The organism is Mesorhizobium sp. M0991 (assembly GCF_040318915.1).
Lineage (GTDB): Bacteria > Pseudomonadota > Alphaproteobacteria > Rhizobiales > Rhizobiaceae > Mesorhizobium.
In genome coordinates, this window is sequence record NZ_JAMYNE010000016.1 from 62,908 (window position 1) to 79,254 (window position 16,347).

Annotated in this window: 18 protein-coding genes and 2 pseudogenes; 12 read left to right on the plus strand and 8 right to left on the minus strand. The window is 61.6% G+C overall.

Going from position 1 to position 16,347, the window contains the following annotated elements:
* The first annotated feature begins 44 nt into the window (after positions 1–44).
* Together NKH70_RS22305 and NKH70_RS22310 are read left to right on the plus strand one after the other, a co-directional pair.
* Positions 45–659 carry a nitroreductase family protein gene (locus NKH70_RS22305; RefSeq protein WP_353026007.1) on the plus strand — a complete coding sequence of 205 codons (615 nt, stop codon included), beginning with the start codon at positions 45–47 and terminating at the stop codon, positions 657–659.
* Entirely contained in the window at positions 656–1,513 is an 858-nt protein-coding gene (locus NKH70_RS22310; RefSeq protein ID WP_352978845.1) for an EamA family transporter, read from the plus strand. The genes NKH70_RS22305 and NKH70_RS22310 overlap by 4 nt, the downstream gene beginning before the upstream one ends.
* 17 nt (positions 1,514–1,530) lie before the next feature.
* Here the strand turns inward: NKH70_RS22310 and NKH70_RS22315 are convergent, their stop codons facing one another.
* From NKH70_RS22315 to NKH70_RS22325, 3 genes and pseudogenes are all read right to left on the minus strand, one after another.
* On the minus strand, positions 1,531–1,827 hold the full coding sequence (locus tag NKH70_RS22315) for a hypothetical protein (protein WP_352912692.1): 297 nt from the start codon (positions 1,825–1,827) through the stop codon (positions 1,531–1,533).
* A pseudogene (locus NKH70_RS22320) lies at positions 1,824–2,018 on the minus strand (IS1 family transposase); the annotation flags it as partial. The pseudogene NKH70_RS22320 and the gene NKH70_RS22315, both read right to left, overlap by 4 nt.
* 170 nt (positions 2,019–2,188) lie before the next feature.
* Positions 2,189–2,581 carry a hypothetical protein gene (locus tag NKH70_RS22325; RefSeq protein ID WP_352912690.1) on the minus strand — a complete coding sequence of 131 codons (393 nt, stop codon included), beginning with the start codon at positions 2,579–2,581 and terminating at the stop codon, positions 2,189–2,191.
* Positions 2,582–2,729: 148 nt separating this feature from the next.
* Here NKH70_RS22325 and NKH70_RS22330 point away from each other — a divergent pair, with 148 nt between their 5' ends.
* Complete coding sequence (locus tag NKH70_RS22330; RefSeq protein ID WP_352912689.1) at positions 2,730–3,218, plus strand: nucleoside deaminase; 489 nt, start codon at positions 2,730–2,732, stop codon at positions 3,216–3,218.
* A gap of 50 nt (positions 3,219–3,268) precedes the next feature.
* On the opposite strand, the pseudogene NKH70_RS22335 reads toward NKH70_RS22330, so the two are convergent.
* Positions 3,269–3,397 (minus strand): annotated as a pseudogene (locus NKH70_RS22335) (IS5/IS1182 family transposase); the annotation flags it as partial.
* A gap of 492 nt (positions 3,398–3,889) precedes the next feature.
* The gene (locus NKH70_RS22340) at positions 3,890–4,372 is read right to left on the minus strand and encodes a MarR family winged helix-turn-helix transcriptional regulator (protein ID WP_352912688.1); all 483 of its coding nucleotides are present in this window, start codon (positions 4,370–4,372) and stop codon (positions 3,890–3,892) included.
* Between the two features lie 108 nt (positions 4,373–4,480).
* Here NKH70_RS22340 and NKH70_RS22345 point away from each other — a divergent pair, with 108 nt between their 5' ends.
* Entirely contained in the window at positions 4,481–4,885 is a 405-nt protein-coding gene (locus NKH70_RS22345; RefSeq protein WP_292658994.1) for a VOC family protein, read from the plus strand.
* A 100-nt stretch (positions 4,886–4,985) separates the two neighbouring features.
* Here NKH70_RS22345 and NKH70_RS22350 read toward each other — a convergent pair whose 3' ends face one another.
* The gene (locus NKH70_RS22350) at positions 4,986–5,882 is read right to left on the minus strand and encodes an NAD-dependent epimerase/dehydratase family protein (protein WP_353026010.1); all 897 of its coding nucleotides are present in this window, start codon (positions 5,880–5,882) and stop codon (positions 4,986–4,988) included.
* Positions 5,883–6,028: 146 nt separating this feature from the next.
* On the opposite strand from NKH70_RS22350, the gene NKH70_RS22355 reads away from it, so the two are divergent.
* Complete coding sequence (locus tag NKH70_RS22355) at positions 6,029–6,967, plus strand: NAD(P)-dependent oxidoreductase (protein WP_352912686.1); 939 nt, start codon at positions 6,029–6,031, stop codon at positions 6,965–6,967.
* 868 nt (positions 6,968–7,835) lie between these two features.
* Here the strand turns inward: NKH70_RS22355 and NKH70_RS22360 are convergent.
* Both NKH70_RS22360 and NKH70_RS22365 read right to left on the minus strand, forming a co-directional pair.
* Entirely contained in the window at positions 7,836–8,615 is a 780-nt protein-coding gene (locus NKH70_RS22360) for a FadR/GntR family transcriptional regulator (RefSeq protein ID WP_352564321.1), read from the minus strand.
* A gap of 146 nt (positions 8,616–8,761) precedes the next feature.
* Positions 8,762–9,751 (minus strand): sugar-binding protein, encoded by a 990-nt coding sequence (locus tag NKH70_RS22365; protein WP_352912685.1) that lies wholly within the window; start codon positions 9,749–9,751, stop codon positions 8,762–8,764.
* 428 nt (positions 9,752–10,179) lie between these two features.
* Between NKH70_RS22365 and NKH70_RS22370 the strand changes: the two genes are divergently transcribed.
* From NKH70_RS22370 to NKH70_RS22400, 7 genes are all read left to right on the plus strand, one after another.
* Positions 10,180–10,920 carry an ATP-binding cassette domain-containing protein gene (locus NKH70_RS22370; RefSeq protein ID WP_023675804.1) on the plus strand — a complete coding sequence of 247 codons (741 nt, stop codon included), beginning with the start codon at positions 10,180–10,182 and terminating at the stop codon, positions 10,918–10,920.
* 34 nt (positions 10,921–10,954) lie between these two features.
* A complete protein-coding gene (locus NKH70_RS22375; RefSeq protein ID WP_352912684.1) occupies positions 10,955–11,953 on the plus strand; it encodes an ABC transporter permease in 999 nt (332 codons plus the stop codon).
* Between the two features lie 276 nt (positions 11,954–12,229).
* Positions 12,230–13,057 (plus strand): helix-turn-helix domain-containing protein, encoded by an 828-nt coding sequence (locus NKH70_RS22380; protein ID WP_352912683.1) that lies wholly within the window; start codon positions 12,230–12,232, stop codon positions 13,055–13,057.
* 107 nt (positions 13,058–13,164) lie between these two features.
* The gene (locus NKH70_RS22385; protein WP_352912682.1) at positions 13,165–13,617 is read left to right on the plus strand and encodes an SRPBCC family protein; all 453 of its coding nucleotides are present in this window, start codon (positions 13,165–13,167) and stop codon (positions 13,615–13,617) included.
* Positions 13,618–13,638: 21 nt separating this feature from the next.
* Positions 13,639–14,433, plus strand: a complete 795-nt coding sequence (locus tag NKH70_RS22390; protein ID WP_352912681.1) for an FAD binding domain-containing protein — start codon at positions 13,639–13,641, stop codon at positions 14,431–14,433.
* Between the two features lie 49 nt (positions 14,434–14,482).
* Positions 14,483–14,965, plus strand: a complete 483-nt coding sequence (locus tag NKH70_RS22395) for a (2Fe-2S)-binding protein (RefSeq protein WP_352716983.1) — start codon at positions 14,483–14,485, stop codon at positions 14,963–14,965.
* A gap of 14 nt (positions 14,966–14,979) precedes the next feature.
* On the plus strand, positions 14,980–16,347 hold the full coding sequence (locus NKH70_RS22400) for a xanthine dehydrogenase family protein molybdopterin-binding subunit (protein ID WP_352716985.1): 1,368 nt from the start codon (positions 14,980–14,982) through the stop codon (positions 16,345–16,347).

Genomic DNA, 16,347 nt, shown 5'->3' on the forward strand with positions numbered 1-16,347 from the left:
TCTATCTGCTTCCCGAACGGCTTACTCAATTTCGGAATGACATGATGACCAACCCTACAATCTCCCTTATCGAGCGGCGCATGTCGGCCAATCGGTTCGATGCCTCGCACGCATTGATGGATACCGAGGTCGAGGAGCTGGCACGCCTCGCAACGCGCGCGCCAACCGCCTACAACCTTCAGAATTGGCGGTTCATCGCCGTGCGGACGCCGGAAGCAAAGGCGCGGTTGCGCAGCGTGGCCCACGGCCAGGCCAAGGTGCAGGAAGCAGCGGTCACCTTCATCGTCTGCGGCGTACTGCCCGACCACGCCGCCCTCAATGCAAGGCTGCTTCCTTTCGTCGAAGCCGGCTTCATGCCGGCGGATATGGCTTCGGGCTGGCAGGAAGGCGCCCGCGCACAATATGCCGATCCTCGGGCGGCCCGCGACGAAGCGGTGCGCTCGGCAACGCTTGGCGCTGCAACGCTGATTTTTGCAGCCGAAGCGCTGGGGCTCGTCGCTGGTCCGATGGGAGGCTTCGATGCCGAAAGCGTGGCCCGCGAGTTTGGCCTTGGGCGCAATGAAGTGCCGGTGATGCTCATCGCGATCGGCCGCGCCGCGCCCGGAAACTGGCCGCAAAAGCCGCGCCGCCCTCTTGCCGAAGTACTGGAAATCTTATGAAAACGCGCCGTTTCGATCTGTTGCTTACAGCCATTGCACCGGCGATATGGGGCAGCACCTATATCGTCACCACACAGTTCGTGCCGAATTTTTCCCCGATGACGGTCGCAATGCTGCGAGCCCTGCCCGCCGGATTGCTGCTGCTGGCGATCGTTCGGCAACTTCCGGCGGGCATCTGGTGGCTGCGCAGTTTCGTGCTCGGAGCCCTCAACATCTCGATCTTCCTGAGCCTGTTGTTTGTCGCCGCCTACCGGCTTCCGGGCGGGGTCGCGGCGACCGTGCTGTCGGTCCAGCCGTTGATGGTGATTTTCCTTGCCTCTGCCCTGCTTGGCAGCCCTGTCCGCCGGCTGTCGATCCTCGCCGCCCTTGTCGGGATCGCAGGTGTCGCGTTGCTGGTGCTGACCCCGAACGCGACGCTCGATGCGGTCGGCGTTGCCGCCGGCGTCGCCGGGGCGGCCTCCATGGCCTTCGGAAGCGTATTGTCGCGTAAGTGGCAACCGCCAGTATCGCTGCTTACCTTCACGGCATGGCAGCTGACCGCTGGCGGTCTGCTTCTCGTTCCGGTGGCGCTGCTTTTCGAGCCTTCCATCCCGCTCCCGACCGGGGCCAACCTGCTTGGACTGGCGTGGCTCGGGCTGATCGGCGCGGCGCTGACCTATGTCCTCTGGTTCCGGGGCATTGCGCGGCTGGAATCTTCGGTGGTGTCGTCGCTGCTTTTCCTCAGCCCGGTGACCGCCGTGCTGCTTGGATGGGTACTCCTGGACCAGACGCTGACCTTGCCTCAAATCGCCGGCGTCGTTTTCGTCATCGGCAGCATCTGGCTGGCTCAACGCCCTAGTCGCAACGAATCATGAGCCTGGGCGGTAGTGGGTCAGTTTGAAACCAACCGCCAGATCGTCCAATAGTAGACTGCCACATGCGCCGCTTCGAATGCTGCCAGTGTAGCTGCAAAGGCTCCGACCAAAGCGACGGAAGGATGCCGATCGAGCCATGACGGTGGCTGGTCGCCATCGCTCTCTTTAAGAGCTACGAAAATCGGTCTCCAGGTAGCGATGGCGCGAAGCCCCGTCCAGACAGCGGCCCAGATCAAAACAAATTCAAGGGGGAAGCCCAGAGCGGCGAAATAAATCGGACCGATTACAGACACCAATGGAACAAGAATGTTCATTTAGGGGGGCGCTTCTTGTAAGGGCCACGCTTCATCGGCTTTTCTGCCTCTTTCGCTTCGACTAACGCAACGATGTCGCAAATCTCCCATAGCTTGCCGGTTACGCCAGCGGCCATTGCCGGGGTCATGCGAAGCGAAGCATGGATGCGGACGAAGTTGTAATACATGAAGTGCAGAGCCACGGCGTTGGCCTTCCGGGTAATGGTGCGGATAGCTTGGCCCTCGACCAGCAGGTGAAGGATTTTGGAACGGTCGCGGTGCGAGGTTGTTCATGCCTTCACTCTGGCAGAGTGAGGCTTTAGTCAAGCGCTAGGCCGTCAACTCATAATCGCGAAATGACCGAGGTTGTGGAATTAGTCTCCTAGTTCCGTTGAGGAACAAGGCCATCAAGTCCCTCTGAAATCCGTTCAAGGGCTGCGACTAGCGACCCATTTTCGAATGGCTCGATCAAAGCTCCGTCCATGAACCGGTCGTCGGCGTGATTTTCTTGTAAACGCCAGTAGACCTCCCTGACGTCCATCGAAGCGAGATCGTTGGGGTCAAGTGGGAGCCAACGAGCCCGCCCAGTTCGCTTCTTTTCTAGAAACGGCTTCAACCATCTCATGTCGAACGTAAAGGCGTTGTATAGGGCAAAAAGATCCTGCTCTACGTCATTGTAGAGACGGTTTTGTTCATCAAAGAATTCTGCCCGTGTCAGGGATCGCAGCTTATCGACCATTAGCGCAATACGAGTACGCCACTCCGCTGTGTCCATGTCTTACAACTCCTTCGACATCAAACTCGTCGCAATCCGCATCTGGCTACGCGGTAATGAGTCTACGTCTTAGGGTCACTTTCCCTGGCCCGCCAACTTGTTTCGGCGGATCGTTCGGCACTATGGTCAAGCGGCGGAGGATCTGCCGATGCCACAACGCCCTTATGATGAGCGCCTACTCCGTCAGGCGTTCGAGATCGCGCGCAAGGCCCGCGATGCCGGCGAACATCCCTTTGGTTCGCTCCTCGCCGACAAGGACGGCAATGTGTTGCGCGAGCAGCCCAACGCTTACAAAGCCGGCGGGGGCGACCGCACCGCTCATGCCGAAAGGCTGCTGGCCTCGTGGGCGGGGATGAATATCAGTCTCGAACAGCTGGCCTCCTGCACACTCTACACTTCGGCCGAACCTTGCGCGATGTGCTCCGGGACAATCTATTGGGCGGGCATCGGACGGGTCGTCTTTGGGCAGAGCGAACACGACCTCAAGGAGTTGACGGGCGCACATGTCGAGAATCCCACACTCGACCTGCCCTGCAGGATCGTCTTCGAAGCTGGGCAGCGTCCGACTGAAGTCGTCGGCCCGCTGCTTGCCGATGAAGCGGCGCAACTCCAGGCCGAATTCTGGAAAGACAAGTAGGGTTCAGGACTCGTTGATGCAGAGGCAGAGGCGACTGCTGACGTGGACTACGACCTAGGACGTAGACTCATGCCGTTTAGCACCCGCCGATCATCGACGCGCGGCATCCCTCGCGGCTTGTTGGGCAACAGCGGCTCGATCACGCGCCATCCGAAGTCGGTCAGATCATATCGGCTCATGCAGAGCGTGAATCAGATTCCTCCGCAATATGAAAGTCCCGGTCGGAAAACGACCCCATTGCGGACCTACGCCCAACAAGGATATGTTGCCGCCGCGCGCGTAGGCATCCCGCTTCACCATCGCGCATGTTCCATGAAAGCAAAGAATAGATTCGACTCGCTCATGCACGCGGTCTGTGCTGGTCATGGGTATTGTGGAGGAATGCACGGCGACAAGTTCATGCATGTCACCGATTTTATTCCTCAATCCGGTGATGTTACAGCGGACCAATTCGTGGAATGTGTATTTCTAGCTGAATATGAGAATGAAAGTGAACGAATGTCTCCCAGGTGGGATCGGCATCGCCAGAGGATACGAGACTTTTTCGTTGAGCATATGGGATCAGACGTCGTCGATGCCAGCCAACTAAAATGGGGCGTGAAGGGCTAAGCCAACCCCTTTGCTCTGCTTCCCACCCATCGCGGTTATACCGCATTTATGAGTTCACGTGCCTAGAGGCCGGTGAGCAATTTCTTAAGCAGAGCGTTAAGAGTTTCCTGCTCCGCCAGCGTCAGCACGGAGATTAATTGCTCTTCCAGCGCCACCATTGGACCGATCAAATCGTCTATCGCGCGCTTGCCGCCAGTCGTCAGCGCAATTTGCTTGCCGCGCCGGTCGTTGGGATCGGGGCGTCGTTCAACCAGCCCGGCGCGCTCCAGCCGGTCCAGGCGGCTCGTCATGCCGCCCGAGGAGATCATTGCCGATTCGTAGAGCTGAGTAGGTGAGAGCATATAGGGTTCACCGGCGCGCCTGAGCGGCGTGAGCACATCGAACTCACCTACATTCAGGCCTGCTTCTTTGAGCAACGGGTTCATGTGATCGCGGATAACCCGCGCGGCGGCATCGAGCAGGCGACCTACCGTTTCAACAGGCAACAAGGGAAGATCGGGGCGCTCGCGAGCCCATTCCTTAGCTGCGGCCTCGGCGCGATCCATGTCAAATATTCCCTTGCCAAAATGTATCTTGCAATCAAGATACATTGCATCTACTAACATTGCAGCAAGATAATAGCGCAGCGCGCATCCCTGGAGAAAGCGAAATCGATGCCCAAAATGATTTTCGTGAACCTGCCTGTCCGTGACCTGTCAGCGTCGACGGCGTTCTACGTGGCGCTAGGCGGCACTGTGAACCCACAGTTTTCGGGCGAGAAATCCACCTCGCTCATGTTCTCGGACACGATCGGGGTGATGCTGCTGACCCATGACCACTACCGCGAATTCACTACACGCCCAATCGGCGACGCACGGCGCGACAGCCAGGCAATGATCGTCCTCACTGTCGATAACCGCGACGCCGTCGATTCAACACTAACCAGCGCGGTTGCGGCGGGCGGTCGCGCCGATCCCAACCCGGCACAGGATCTTGGCTTCATGTACAACCGCCACATTGAAGACCCAGATGGCTACGTTTGGGAAATCGTGTGGATGAACCAGACGGCGAACGCCTGAACGTAGGGTGTGGGCGCATCGGTCGTAGCGGGTCCTGAGCCTAGCCTCATGACGAGAAATTCGGTGCTGCCCAGTGCCGGTTTCGCGTCAGGTACGCCCGTCAGGTCGTCTTGACATATTTCCGCCAGCTGTGCTCCGGCCGGAAGCCGAGTATGTCCCGTGCCTTGCGGTTGGAGAGCAGCGTCTCGTATTCGCCAAGTTCGCCCTTAACCGGCACAGCGGGGTAAAACCGCTTCAGGAGTTCGGCTGTCGGCAGGTCGGACGAGGTGTCGTCATTGGCGGCGTTGAACACCTGATAGCCGAGCCCGTCCTTCTCGATGGCGCGCAGCGTGATCTGGCCGAGGTCGCGCGCGTCGATATAGCTCCAGGCGATGCGCTTGCGGAAACCCGGATCGGCGAACCATTTCGGAAACAGCGAGTATTCATGCGGCTCGATGACGTTGCCGATGCGCAGGGCGTAAATGTCGGTGCCATCGCGTTGTGCAAACGCCCGCGCGGTCTTCTCGTTGACGACCTTGGACAGCGCGTAGCTGTCCATCGGATCGACGTCGTACTCCTCGTCGAGCGGGAAATGCGTCGGATCGCGCGGTTCGTTGGCGAAGACCAGGCCGTAGGTCGTCTCGCTGGAGGCGATCACCACCTTGCGGATGCCGAGCTTCACCGCAGCCTCGATCACGTTGTAGGTGCCGAGCGCGTTGATGCGGAACACCTCATTGTCGGGCGTGATCATGATGCGCGGGATCGCCGCGAAATGCACCACGGCATCGACCGGCTGCGTGCGCAGCGACGGGTCGAATTCATGCAGGCCCATATAGCTCGACAGCGCATTGAACACCTGCCCGCTATCGGTGATGTCGGTGATCAGCGTGCGCACCTTGGGATTGTCGAGCGGCTTGGTGTCGATGTTGAGCACCTGGCAGCCCTGCTCGACCAGATACTGCACGACGTGGCGCCCGGCCTTGCCGCTGCCGCCGGTGAACATGATCCGCTTCGTCATTTTGCTCTCCCTGGAATTCATGTGTATTGTCAGACAATATCGAACTCTGCAATCGCCTGCCATGGCATGCGGCAAAAACCCGCTTCAACAATTCGCCGGCAAGGTGCAGCGCCGTCATCCATCATTGCAAAATAGGACGAAACGACATGAACACGACCGCCGCGAGCGAAAAGATCGGCTTCATCGGGCTTGGCCTGATGGGGCACGGCATAGCGAAGAACATCGTCGACAAGGGCTATCCGCTGACGTTTCTCGGCCGCAAGAACCGCACGCCGGCGGAAGACCTGCTCGGCCGGGGCGCCAGGGAAGCGGCGACCTCGCGCGACGTCGCGGCGGCATCCGATATCGTGTTCATATGCGTCACCGGCTCGCGCGAGGTCGAAGCCATCATCCGCGGCCCCGGCGGCCTCAAGGAAGGCCTGAAGCAGGGATCGGTTGTCGTCGACTGCTCGACCTCGGATCCTGTCTCGACGGTGGCGCTGGCCGCCGAGCTCAAGGCGCTCGGCGTCGATTATGTCGATGCCCCGCTCAGCCGCACCCCGAAGGAGGCCTGGGAAGGCACGCTCGACGCCATGGTCGGCGCGCCCGACGCGGTCTTTGCCCGGCTGAAGCCGGTGCTCGAAACCTGGGCCGGGCGCATCGTCCACATCGGCGACACCGGTGACGGCCATCGCATGAAGCTGCTCAACAACTTCATTTCGCTCGGCTACGCCGCGATCTATTCCGAAGCGCTGGCGTTGGCGCAGAAGGTCGGCATCTCGCCGCCGCGCTTCGACAGCGTCATCCGCAACGGCCGCATGGATTGCGGCTTCTACCAGACCTTCATGCGCTGGACGCTGGAAGGCGACCGCGAAGCGCACAAATTCACCATAGCCAACGCCTTCAAGGACCTTACTTATCTGGAATCGATGGCGGGTGCTGCCGGCATCGCCAACCCGCTCGGCAACGCCACCAAGAACGCCTTCGCCGGTGCCTTCGCGGCCGGCCCCGCCGACCAGTATGTGCCGATGCTGGCCACGCATATCGGCAAGGTCAACGGCGTCGACCTCATGCCGACCAGGGATGGCAAGAAGCAGACGATCTGAGAACGTTGGGATTAACGTCTGGGAGTGTCGCAAAACACCAACATTCGACTGCCGCAGGCTAGTTCGTTTGCACAGAGGATTTGGTTCTTCGATTGAGCCCGAAAGGAACTGTAGACGTTCGCTGCCGACCAGCTACAGCCGCCAATCTCCAACGCTGGCGATTAGCCACATGCCACCACACCTTCGTCATCCCAGGGCGGAGCAGGAGCGAAGCGACGTCGCGCAGACCCTGGGATCCATGCCGTGACATCCGCCGAAGAATGCAGCGGCTCAGAGCGGCGCTTGCATCCGCCATTGCGCTCGTTGCCGTTCCACCATGACCGCGAGCCAGAAGCTGCTGAAGCACTGGCTCCACCAATGGGAGACCGAATTGATCGAGGGACGACCAGTCCCAGAGTGCTTCGAGCTTTTTCGTAGGACAGGGGTGGCAGCGTTTGGTTCTGGTCCGCTGGAGCACTGCCGCAAGGTAAACGGCATGGATCCCAGGGTCTGCGCCGCGTCGCTTCGCTCCTTGCTCCGCCCAGGGATGACGAAGGGAGGATTTCGGCTAATCTCCTAAATTTGCGATTTGCCACCGACAGGAATGATCGACCTTCGTTGCCGGTTGACCCGACTTACACGCTATTGGCCGAGAAACGATCGAATTAGCGCCTAGACCGGCCGATAACGTCATCTGTATTCGCGAGAAGTCTGTGCACCGCAGCACGCACAACTTCCGATCGGAAGACGCCAGAAACAAAAAACCCGCCTCGGGAGGCGGGTCGTTGGAGCCAATTAGCACCATACCCAAGTTACTAGCATAGCTGCCGGCACAAAGCAAGAACAAAATACGCCGCGGCGGTAAAAAATCCACAGCCCGGTGCAATCATCACCGTCGTGACCGCCCGATAACATCGTCGGTGTTGGCGAGAAGCCTGTGCACCGCGGCACGGGCTGCGGCCGGCCGCTGCAGGCGGATGTTCTTCTCGATCGCCTCATGCAGCCTCTGCGCATGCTGCTGGTCGCTGGTTTCGCGCGTGACGAAAACAAACAGGTGATCGAGCGCCGATTCGATCAGCACGCCGAGCGGCACCAGCAGGTCGTTGCCCGAGGCGCGCAGGATGGCGAGGTGGAACCGCGTGTCGGCGCGCGTGCGCTCCTGCAGGTTGGTCGCTTCGCCCATCTCGCGGCAGGCCTGGCTGATCTCGGCCATCTGCTCGTCGGTGCGCCGCATGGCGGCAAAGGCGCTGGCCTCCGGCTCGATGATGTGGCGGAATTCCTGCACGGTTCTGAGGAACACCTCGCGGTCCGGCGAGGTCGCATACCAGGCCAGCACATCGCGATCGAGCAGGTTCCAGCGCTCCTTCGGCTCGACCCAGCTGCCGATCTTCGGGCGTGATGCCAAGAGGCTCTTGGCCATCAGCATCTTGATCGCCTCGCGCACCGCCGAGCGGCTGACGTCGAAAGTCTCGGACCATTTGGCTTCGTTGGGCAGGATGGTTCCCGGCGGATAGTCGCCGCGCACGATCCTCAGCCCGATTTCGTTGGCGAGCGACGCATGCACGCTCGAGCCGGGAAAGTGTGCGGCGTCGGCACGCCGAACGCCGGCCGGCCGCGCAGCCTCGGCCTTCAACTTGGCGGGTCGCTTTTTTGATGTCGCGTCCGGCATTCGTATTCCCCGGCAGCTGCTTGTCGAAACCTGAACTCAGGACACGACAAAGCAACGGCCTACGCTCCAAAGCAGCGTCGCCTCGTGCGTTTGTATGGACGATCTGTGACGGGGCGCCCGTCGAAGGGCGCCCCGAAACTGCGAACCTACTTCTGGATGCAGGTGTCGACGGTGTCCTTGGTGCATTCGTCGAGGCCGGTGAACACCGGATCGGCGACCGGCTTGCCGTCGACCAGGTCGATCATCACCGAAGGCGCCTTGTAGCCCATCTCGAACGGCCGCTGGCCAACCAGCGCGGTCACCAGCCCGTCACGGGCAATCGCCACCTCGTCGCCGATCGTGTCGGCGGCGCCGATGACGAAGGCGTTGCTGGCGATCTTGTCGGCCATCGGCTTGAACAGGTCGCGATAGGGCTGCGGAGCGCCGAACAGCGGCCAACCGCCCATGATACCGAAGGCGTCGAGATCGGGATTGGCAGCGAGGATGTCGGTCATCGCCTGCACGCCCTTGGCGCCGTCGTCATTGGTGAACACCGGGCAGCCGGCAACTTCCGTCCAGCCGCCTTCGCCCGCCAGCGCCGCGAGGCCTTCCTTGCCCGAAAGCGCGTCACGCATGCCCTGCGCGCGGCGCAGGATGTTGTCGGCGGCCGGATTGCCTTCGATGGTGCAGATCTTGCCGCCATTCGGCTTGGCCTTCTTGATGTATTCGCCGATCTTGTGACCCATCAGGTAATTGTCGGTGCCGAGATAGGTCTTGCGCAGCGCCGCGTCTTCCTTGCTGAGGTCGGCGTCGAGGGTCATGATCGGGATCGACGGATTGGCGCTTTTGATCGTCTGCGCGATCAGCGGCGCGTTCGACGGCGAAATCGCCATCGCCACCGTATCGGGCTTGCTCAGCATGTCCTGGACGATCTGGGCTTCACCGGCCTCGTCCGAGGTCGATGCCGGTCCGGTGTAGAAGCACTCATATTCCGCGCTGGCGTTTTCCTTGTTCCATTTCTCGCAACCCTGGTGGATGGCCTCGAAGAATGGATTGTCGAGACCCTTCACCACGATGACGAGCTGTTTCTTGGCCATGGCCGGCCCGGCACCCAACGCCATGACGGCGGCGGCAGCGAGCAATAGTGATTTCCTCATGTCAGTCCTCCCTTTTGAAACAAAGCGGACACCACGTGCCCGCCACACACAGATCGACCCGGAGCAAGATGACAGAGGACGTCGCACTCGTGTCGCCAAGCCAGGTCGATAAGCATTTTCATCTTCAGTCTCAGACCGGCACCGACAGATACCGCTGGTTGCCAAATCCTTGACCGACAAACCCTCACCAATTCCTTCCGGCAACCCGGGGGATCGGCGCAAGCTCCTCCGACACTTAGCTAATATCGCCTTGTCACCGACGTCAATGCTATTTGTCCTACAAAACTGATTTTTCGAAAGAAGCCGTGGTTGACGCCAAGGTGGCTTATGCGTAAATGGGCAAAATCGCTGCTTCCGGGAGGAACTGGGGAGAGCGAAAGGCCGCGGCAGAACCGCAGGCCGCAAAGCACGGGGAGGCAAGAAGGCTGGTGGCGGTTCTCGAACTCACCAACATCTCGAAACATTTTGGCGCCATCCAGGCGGTCAACGACGTTTCGTTGTCGATCGAGGCCGGACAGGTTGTCGGCCTGATGGGCGACAACGGCGCCGGCAAGTCGACGCTGGTCAAGATGATCGCCGGCAATTTCCCGCCGAGCCATGGCACGATGCAGATGGACGGCAAGGAGCTGATCCTGCACAAGCCGGTCGAGGCGCGCCAGCACGGCATCGAAATCGTCCATCAGGACCTGGCACTGTGCAACAATCTGACGGCCGCCGCCAACGTCTATCTCGGCCGTGAATTGCGCCGCGGCCTCGGGCCGCTTCGCATTCTCGACTATGCCGCAATGTACAAGCGTGCCGGCCAGATCTTCGCTGAGCTGAAATCCGAAACGCGCCCGCGCGACCTGGTCAAACAAATGTCGGGCGGCCAGCGGCAAGCGGTGGCGATCGCGCGTACCATGCTTTCGCAGGCCAAGATCGTGCTGATGGACGAGCCGACGGCGGCGATCTCGGTGCGCCAGGTCGCCGAGGTGCTGAACCTGATCCGCCATTTGCGCGACCAGGGCATCGCCGTCGTGCTGATCAGCCACCGCATGCCCGACGTCTTTGACGTCGCCGACCGCGTCATCGTCATGCGGCGCGGCCGCAAGGTCGCCGACAAGACGATCGCATCGAGTTCGCCGGAAGAAGTCACCGGACTCATCACCGGCGCCATCGAACAGGTATGATTGACGCCTCAACCATGAGTAAAAAAGGTCGATAATGGCTGTCACCCTTGATCAGACGATCGCGCACAAGCAGCACACCTTGCTGAGCAAGGTGTTTGCCAGCCAGACCTTCTGGGTCGTGATCGCGGTCATCCTCGCCTGCCTGTTCCTGTCGGTGGCCACGGATTCCTTCGCCACGACCAAGAACCTCTACAACATCACCCGCAACATCACCTTCGTCGCCATCGTGGCGCTCGGCATGACCTTCGTCATCATCACCGGCGGTATCGACCTGTCGGTCGGCTCCGTGCTTTGCCTGTGCTCGATGGTGCTGGCCGTCACCATGCATGCCGGCTACGGCATCGAGATCGGCATTGGCGCTGCGATCGCGACGGCGCTGATCATCGGCGCCTTCAACGGCATCTTGATCGCCTATCTCGGGTTTCCGCCCTTCGTGGTGACGCTCGGCATGCTGTCGATTGCGCGCAGCCTTGCCATGGTCGCCTCCAACAACACCGTCGTCTTCCAGTTCGGGCCGGACCACGACAAGCTGCTGGCGCTTGGCGGCGGCGCCTGGGTGTTCGGCATCGCCAATCCGGTGCTCTACATGATCGTGCTGGCGATGATCACCGGCTTCGTGCTGCGCTGGACGAAATTCGGCCGGCACATCTTCGCCATCGGCGGCAACGAGCATGCGGCGACGCTGACCGGCGTTCCGGTGCGCCAGATCAAGGTTGTCGTCTACATGATCTCGGCACTGGCGGCGGGCCTTGCCGGCATCATCCAGACCGGCTGGCTGGGCGCGGTCACAACAAATCTCGGCAACGGCATGGAGCTTCAGGTGATCGCCGCCACCGTCATCGGTGGCGCCAACCTGGCCGGCGGCATGGGAACAGCCTTCGGCGCGGTCGTTGGCGCGGCGCTGATCGAGGTCATCCGCAACAGCCTCGGCCTGCTCGGCATCAATGCCTTTTGGCAAGGCGTGTTCATCGGCGGCGCCATCCTGCTCGCTGTGCTGTTCGACCGCATCCGCAATTTCAGGCGCAACGACTAGATCTCGGCCGGATCTCGGCGCTGAATCATAGATCGTTCGCCGGTTGAATTGCCGGCCTCGAGGCCTCGATAGCGCTGGCCGCCGGCCTACCGCGTCGATTAGCCGTACCGGCCTGGAACGCTCGCCTTCCTCCTATCGCCGAGTCTGAAAATCCGCCGGTGCGGCGCATGGCCGGCGCCCGGACGTGCACATGCGTCTTGACGCAAGCCCAAACTGAGCCGCACAATCGCTCACAGCAGGCGAAGGGAGGCCAGTCGCCTGCGGGAGGATATACCCATGACGGAAGCGATCAGGCTCTACTGGGGCCGGTTCGGACATGTTTCTGTCCTGAACGTCGCCAGCGACTTCGTCACCCATGCCCATGTAGAGGCGCATATCATCATCTGGCTGGAAGGCACGGCCGGTGAGATGACCATCGGCCGCGATACGGTGCGGCTTGGACCGGGCACCGCCGCCGGCATCAATTCCTTCCAGCCGCACAGCCACGCTCTGTCCCGCGACGGCACGCCCGGCCTGTTCCTCGCCTTCTACATCGATCCGGACTGGGCTCGAAGGCGCCGCGAGCTGCCTTCCGCCGCGCCGCTGTTCTCGAGCCCGGCAATCACGCTCGAGCCTTGGCTGCACAAGGCAGCGGCTAACCTTCTCGACCATCTCAGCGACAATGAGAGCATCGACGACATCGCCAATTACGAGATCGAGCGCTTCATCGACAGCGTGCTCGATGCCGCCGACGCGTCCACACCGCCGACGGTGCGCGCCCGCGTCAACACCATGCCGGATTTCCGCGTCCGCAAGGCGATCCAGCTGATGAAAGCCAATGTCTGCGAGCGTATCTGCTTCGACGACGTGGCGCGCAGCGTCGGCCTGTCGCGGCCGCATTTCTTTGCGCTGTTCAAGGAACAGACCAATCTGACGCCCAACGTCTACTGGAACACGCTGCGCATGGAGGAGGCGGTGCGGCAATTGCAGTGGTCGCAGGAGCCGCTGATCTCGGTCGCCTGCAATCTCGGCTTCACCACCCAAGGCAATTTCTCGCGCTTCTTCCGCGACCATGTCGGCGTCCCGCCGACGCTTTACCGCGAGGCGGCGCGGGCGATCAGCTGAGCGCCCGTTTTTCAGACTATTTGATAGGCGTTCAAGACGCATTGATAAGCGTTGCCGAGCCTGCCGCCTTACCCTCCCAAGCAGCTGATTTGCAAGGGAATGATCATATGGCGAAAGTCACCATCTCCAGCGTCATCGACGCACCGGTCGAAAAGGTCTGGGCGCGCGTACGCGACTTCAACGGTCTGCCGACCTGGCACCCACGCATGGTCGAAAGCCATATCGAGGACGGCAAGGATGCCGGCACGATCGGCTGCGTGCGCAATTTCCAGCTCGCCAGCGGCGCCCGCCTGCGCGAAAAGCTGCTCGATTTTTCCGACGACAATTTCCTCGTCAGCTACTCCATCCTGGAGACGCCGCAACCGCTCACCAACCACAAGGCGACGCTGCAGTTGCGGCGGGTGACCGACGGCGACCGCACGTATGCCGAATGGACCGCCAGCTTCGATGCGCCCCCAGAGGAAGCCGACAAGCTGGCCGAAGGCATGGGCGCAAACGTCTTCCAGGGCGGCTTCAACGCCCTGAAGGCGCATTTCGCGGGCAAGGTTGAGCTGAATTGAGCTGACAAACAGGAGCGTTCCATGGCGCTTGCACTGCAGACTTTCCCGACGGTGAAGGACGCCGGCGCGGCGCTGAAAGCCGCTGGCACCCGCTATCTCGGTGGCGGCACGCTGGTCGTGCGCGCCGTCAATGAAGGCTACGTGTCGATCTCCGGTTTCGTCAGGTCGACCGAACCGGCGCTGTCGGTCATCCGCATTTCCGGCGGCACGGTCGGCATTGGCGCTTCGGTGACCATGGCGGCGATCGCCCGTCACCCGGATCTCGCTCCGCTGGCCAGCGCCGCGCGCGCCGTCGGGGGACCGGCGATCCGCAATATGGCGAGCGTCGGCGGCAATCTTTTCGCGCCGACGCCTTACGGCGATTTCACCGTTGCGCTGCTGGCTCTGGACGCAACCGTCAGCACCGGCGACGGCGAGCTGCCGATCGAAACCTTTCTGGCAAGGCGCGATAACAATCGCGCAATCGTCACCGCGGTCGGCTTCACGCTTCCGAAGGAAGGCGGCTTTCGCTTCCTGAAAGTGTCGCGGGTCAAGCCAAAGGGCGCCTCGGTGCTGAGTATCGCCACGGTGCTGGAACACGCACCGGACGGCACTGTCACGTCAGCGCGGATCGCGCTCGGCTGCATGGCCGACCGGCCGATCCGTGCCAGGGCGGCGGAGAAGGCCTTGATTGGCCGGAAACTCACCAGCGAAGGCATCGCACCGGCACTGGCTGTTGCCCGCGACGGCACTTCGCCGCCAACCGATCCGATCGCCAGCGCCTGGTATCGCAACGAAATCCTGCCGGTCCATCTCGGCCGGCTGCTGCTCGCCTGAAAGCCCATGGCGCGGATGTCCGCCTGGCCGCGGCGCAAGGAGTAAAAAGATGGCAATGGTCCCGGTTCAGTTCACGCTCAATGGTGCCGAAAAGGCCGAATTCATCGACAGCGGCACGACGCTGCTTCATGCGCTGCGCGACAAGATCGGCGACACCTCGCCGAAGGGCGGCTGCCATCAAGGCACCTGCGGCGCCTGCTCGGTCGTCATCGATGGCGAACTCCGGCTCTCCTGCCTGACGCTGGCAGAGGCCTGCAACGGTGCGACTATCACCACAACGTCAGGGCTTTCGGTAGGCGGCGTGCTGCATCCGCTGCAACGCGCTTTCCTCGACGCTTTCGCCACGCAATGCGGTTTCTGCACGCCGGGTATGATCATGGCCGCCAAGGTGCTGCTCGACCACACGCCGAACCCCAGCCGTGACGAGGTGGTCGAGGCGCTGTCGGGCAACATCTGCCGCTGCACCGGCTACGAGCCGATCATCCAGGCGGTGCTGACTGCCGCACGGTCCAATTCGCAGCACGCGGCTTGAGGGGAGTAAAAGAGATGGAACTCCGCAAGAGCTATTTCGCCGACCAGCGCAAGGACGATCTCCACGAGATCGGCCAGCCCCGGCCGCGCTCCGATTCACCCGGTCATGTCACCGGCAAGACCGCCTATTTCGCCGACCGCAATTTTCCCGGCATGCTGCACCTGAAGATGGTGCGCAGCCCGCACCACCATGCCCGCATCCGCAGCATCGACATATCAGCGGCCGAGAAGCACCCGGGCGTGGTGAAAATCCTGACCGCCAAGGATGTGCCGCACAATGTCTACACCATCCTGATCCTGATCCAGATCGGGCCGGAAGACGAGACGGTGCTTGCCGACGGCAAGGTGCGCTGGAAGGGCGAAGCCGTGGTTGCGGTGCTAGCCGAGACCGAACGTGCCGCGCAGGAAGCGGCGGCCAAGGTCAAAGTCGATTACGAGGTGCTGCCGGCCGTCTTCGACATGGAGGAAGCGCTGAAGCCCGGTGCACCGATAGTGAACGAATATCACGGCCAGAATTATTACCTCTATGACAGCGGCGAATGCCGCAAGGTGCGCTTCGGCGATATCGAGGCCGGTTTCGCCGGGGCCGACCACGTGCTCGAACAGACCTACCAATCCTCGCCGATTGAACACGCGCCGACCGAGACGACCGGCTGCATCGTCGCGCCAGAGGGCAACGACCGCTTCACCTGCTACACCAACACGCAGGCGATGTTCTTCACCCTCGACAATGCCTCGATCATCCTGCAGGTGCCAGGCAACAAGCTGCATTTCGTCGGCGGCACTGTCGGCGGCGGTTTTGGCGGCAAGGTCGACGTCATCGTCGAGCCGATCGCCATCCTCGGCGCCAAGCTGACCGGGCGTCCGGTCTCCTTCATCTACAGCCGCGAGGAGGAGATGCAGATCTCCTCGCCGCGCGCAGCGGAAAAGGTCGTCATCAAGGACGGCGTCATGAAGGACGGCCGCATCGTCGCGCGCAAGGTCACCGGCTATACCGATGCCGGCGCCTATTCGCGCCACTCACCCTATGGCGCACAGAAGGGCGCCGGCCACTATCCCGGCCCTTACACGATCCCGAATGTCTGGATCGACACCTACTGCGTCTACACCAACCGCACGCCCTCCTCCGCCATGCGCGGCTTCGGCGTGACCATTGGCGATTTCGCGCTTGAGGTGCAGATGGACAAGCTCGCCCGGCTGATCGGCATGGACCCGCTCGAGTTCCGCTTCATCAACGCCTACCGCGACGGCGATATGAAGGCGCATCGCCAGCCGACCGAAGGCGCTGCGCTGATCGAGTGCATGCAGGAAGCCTCGCGCGCCGCCAACTGGCCGGTGGCGGAAAAGTACCTCTCCATGTCGTCCTACACGAAGGGAGCTTGA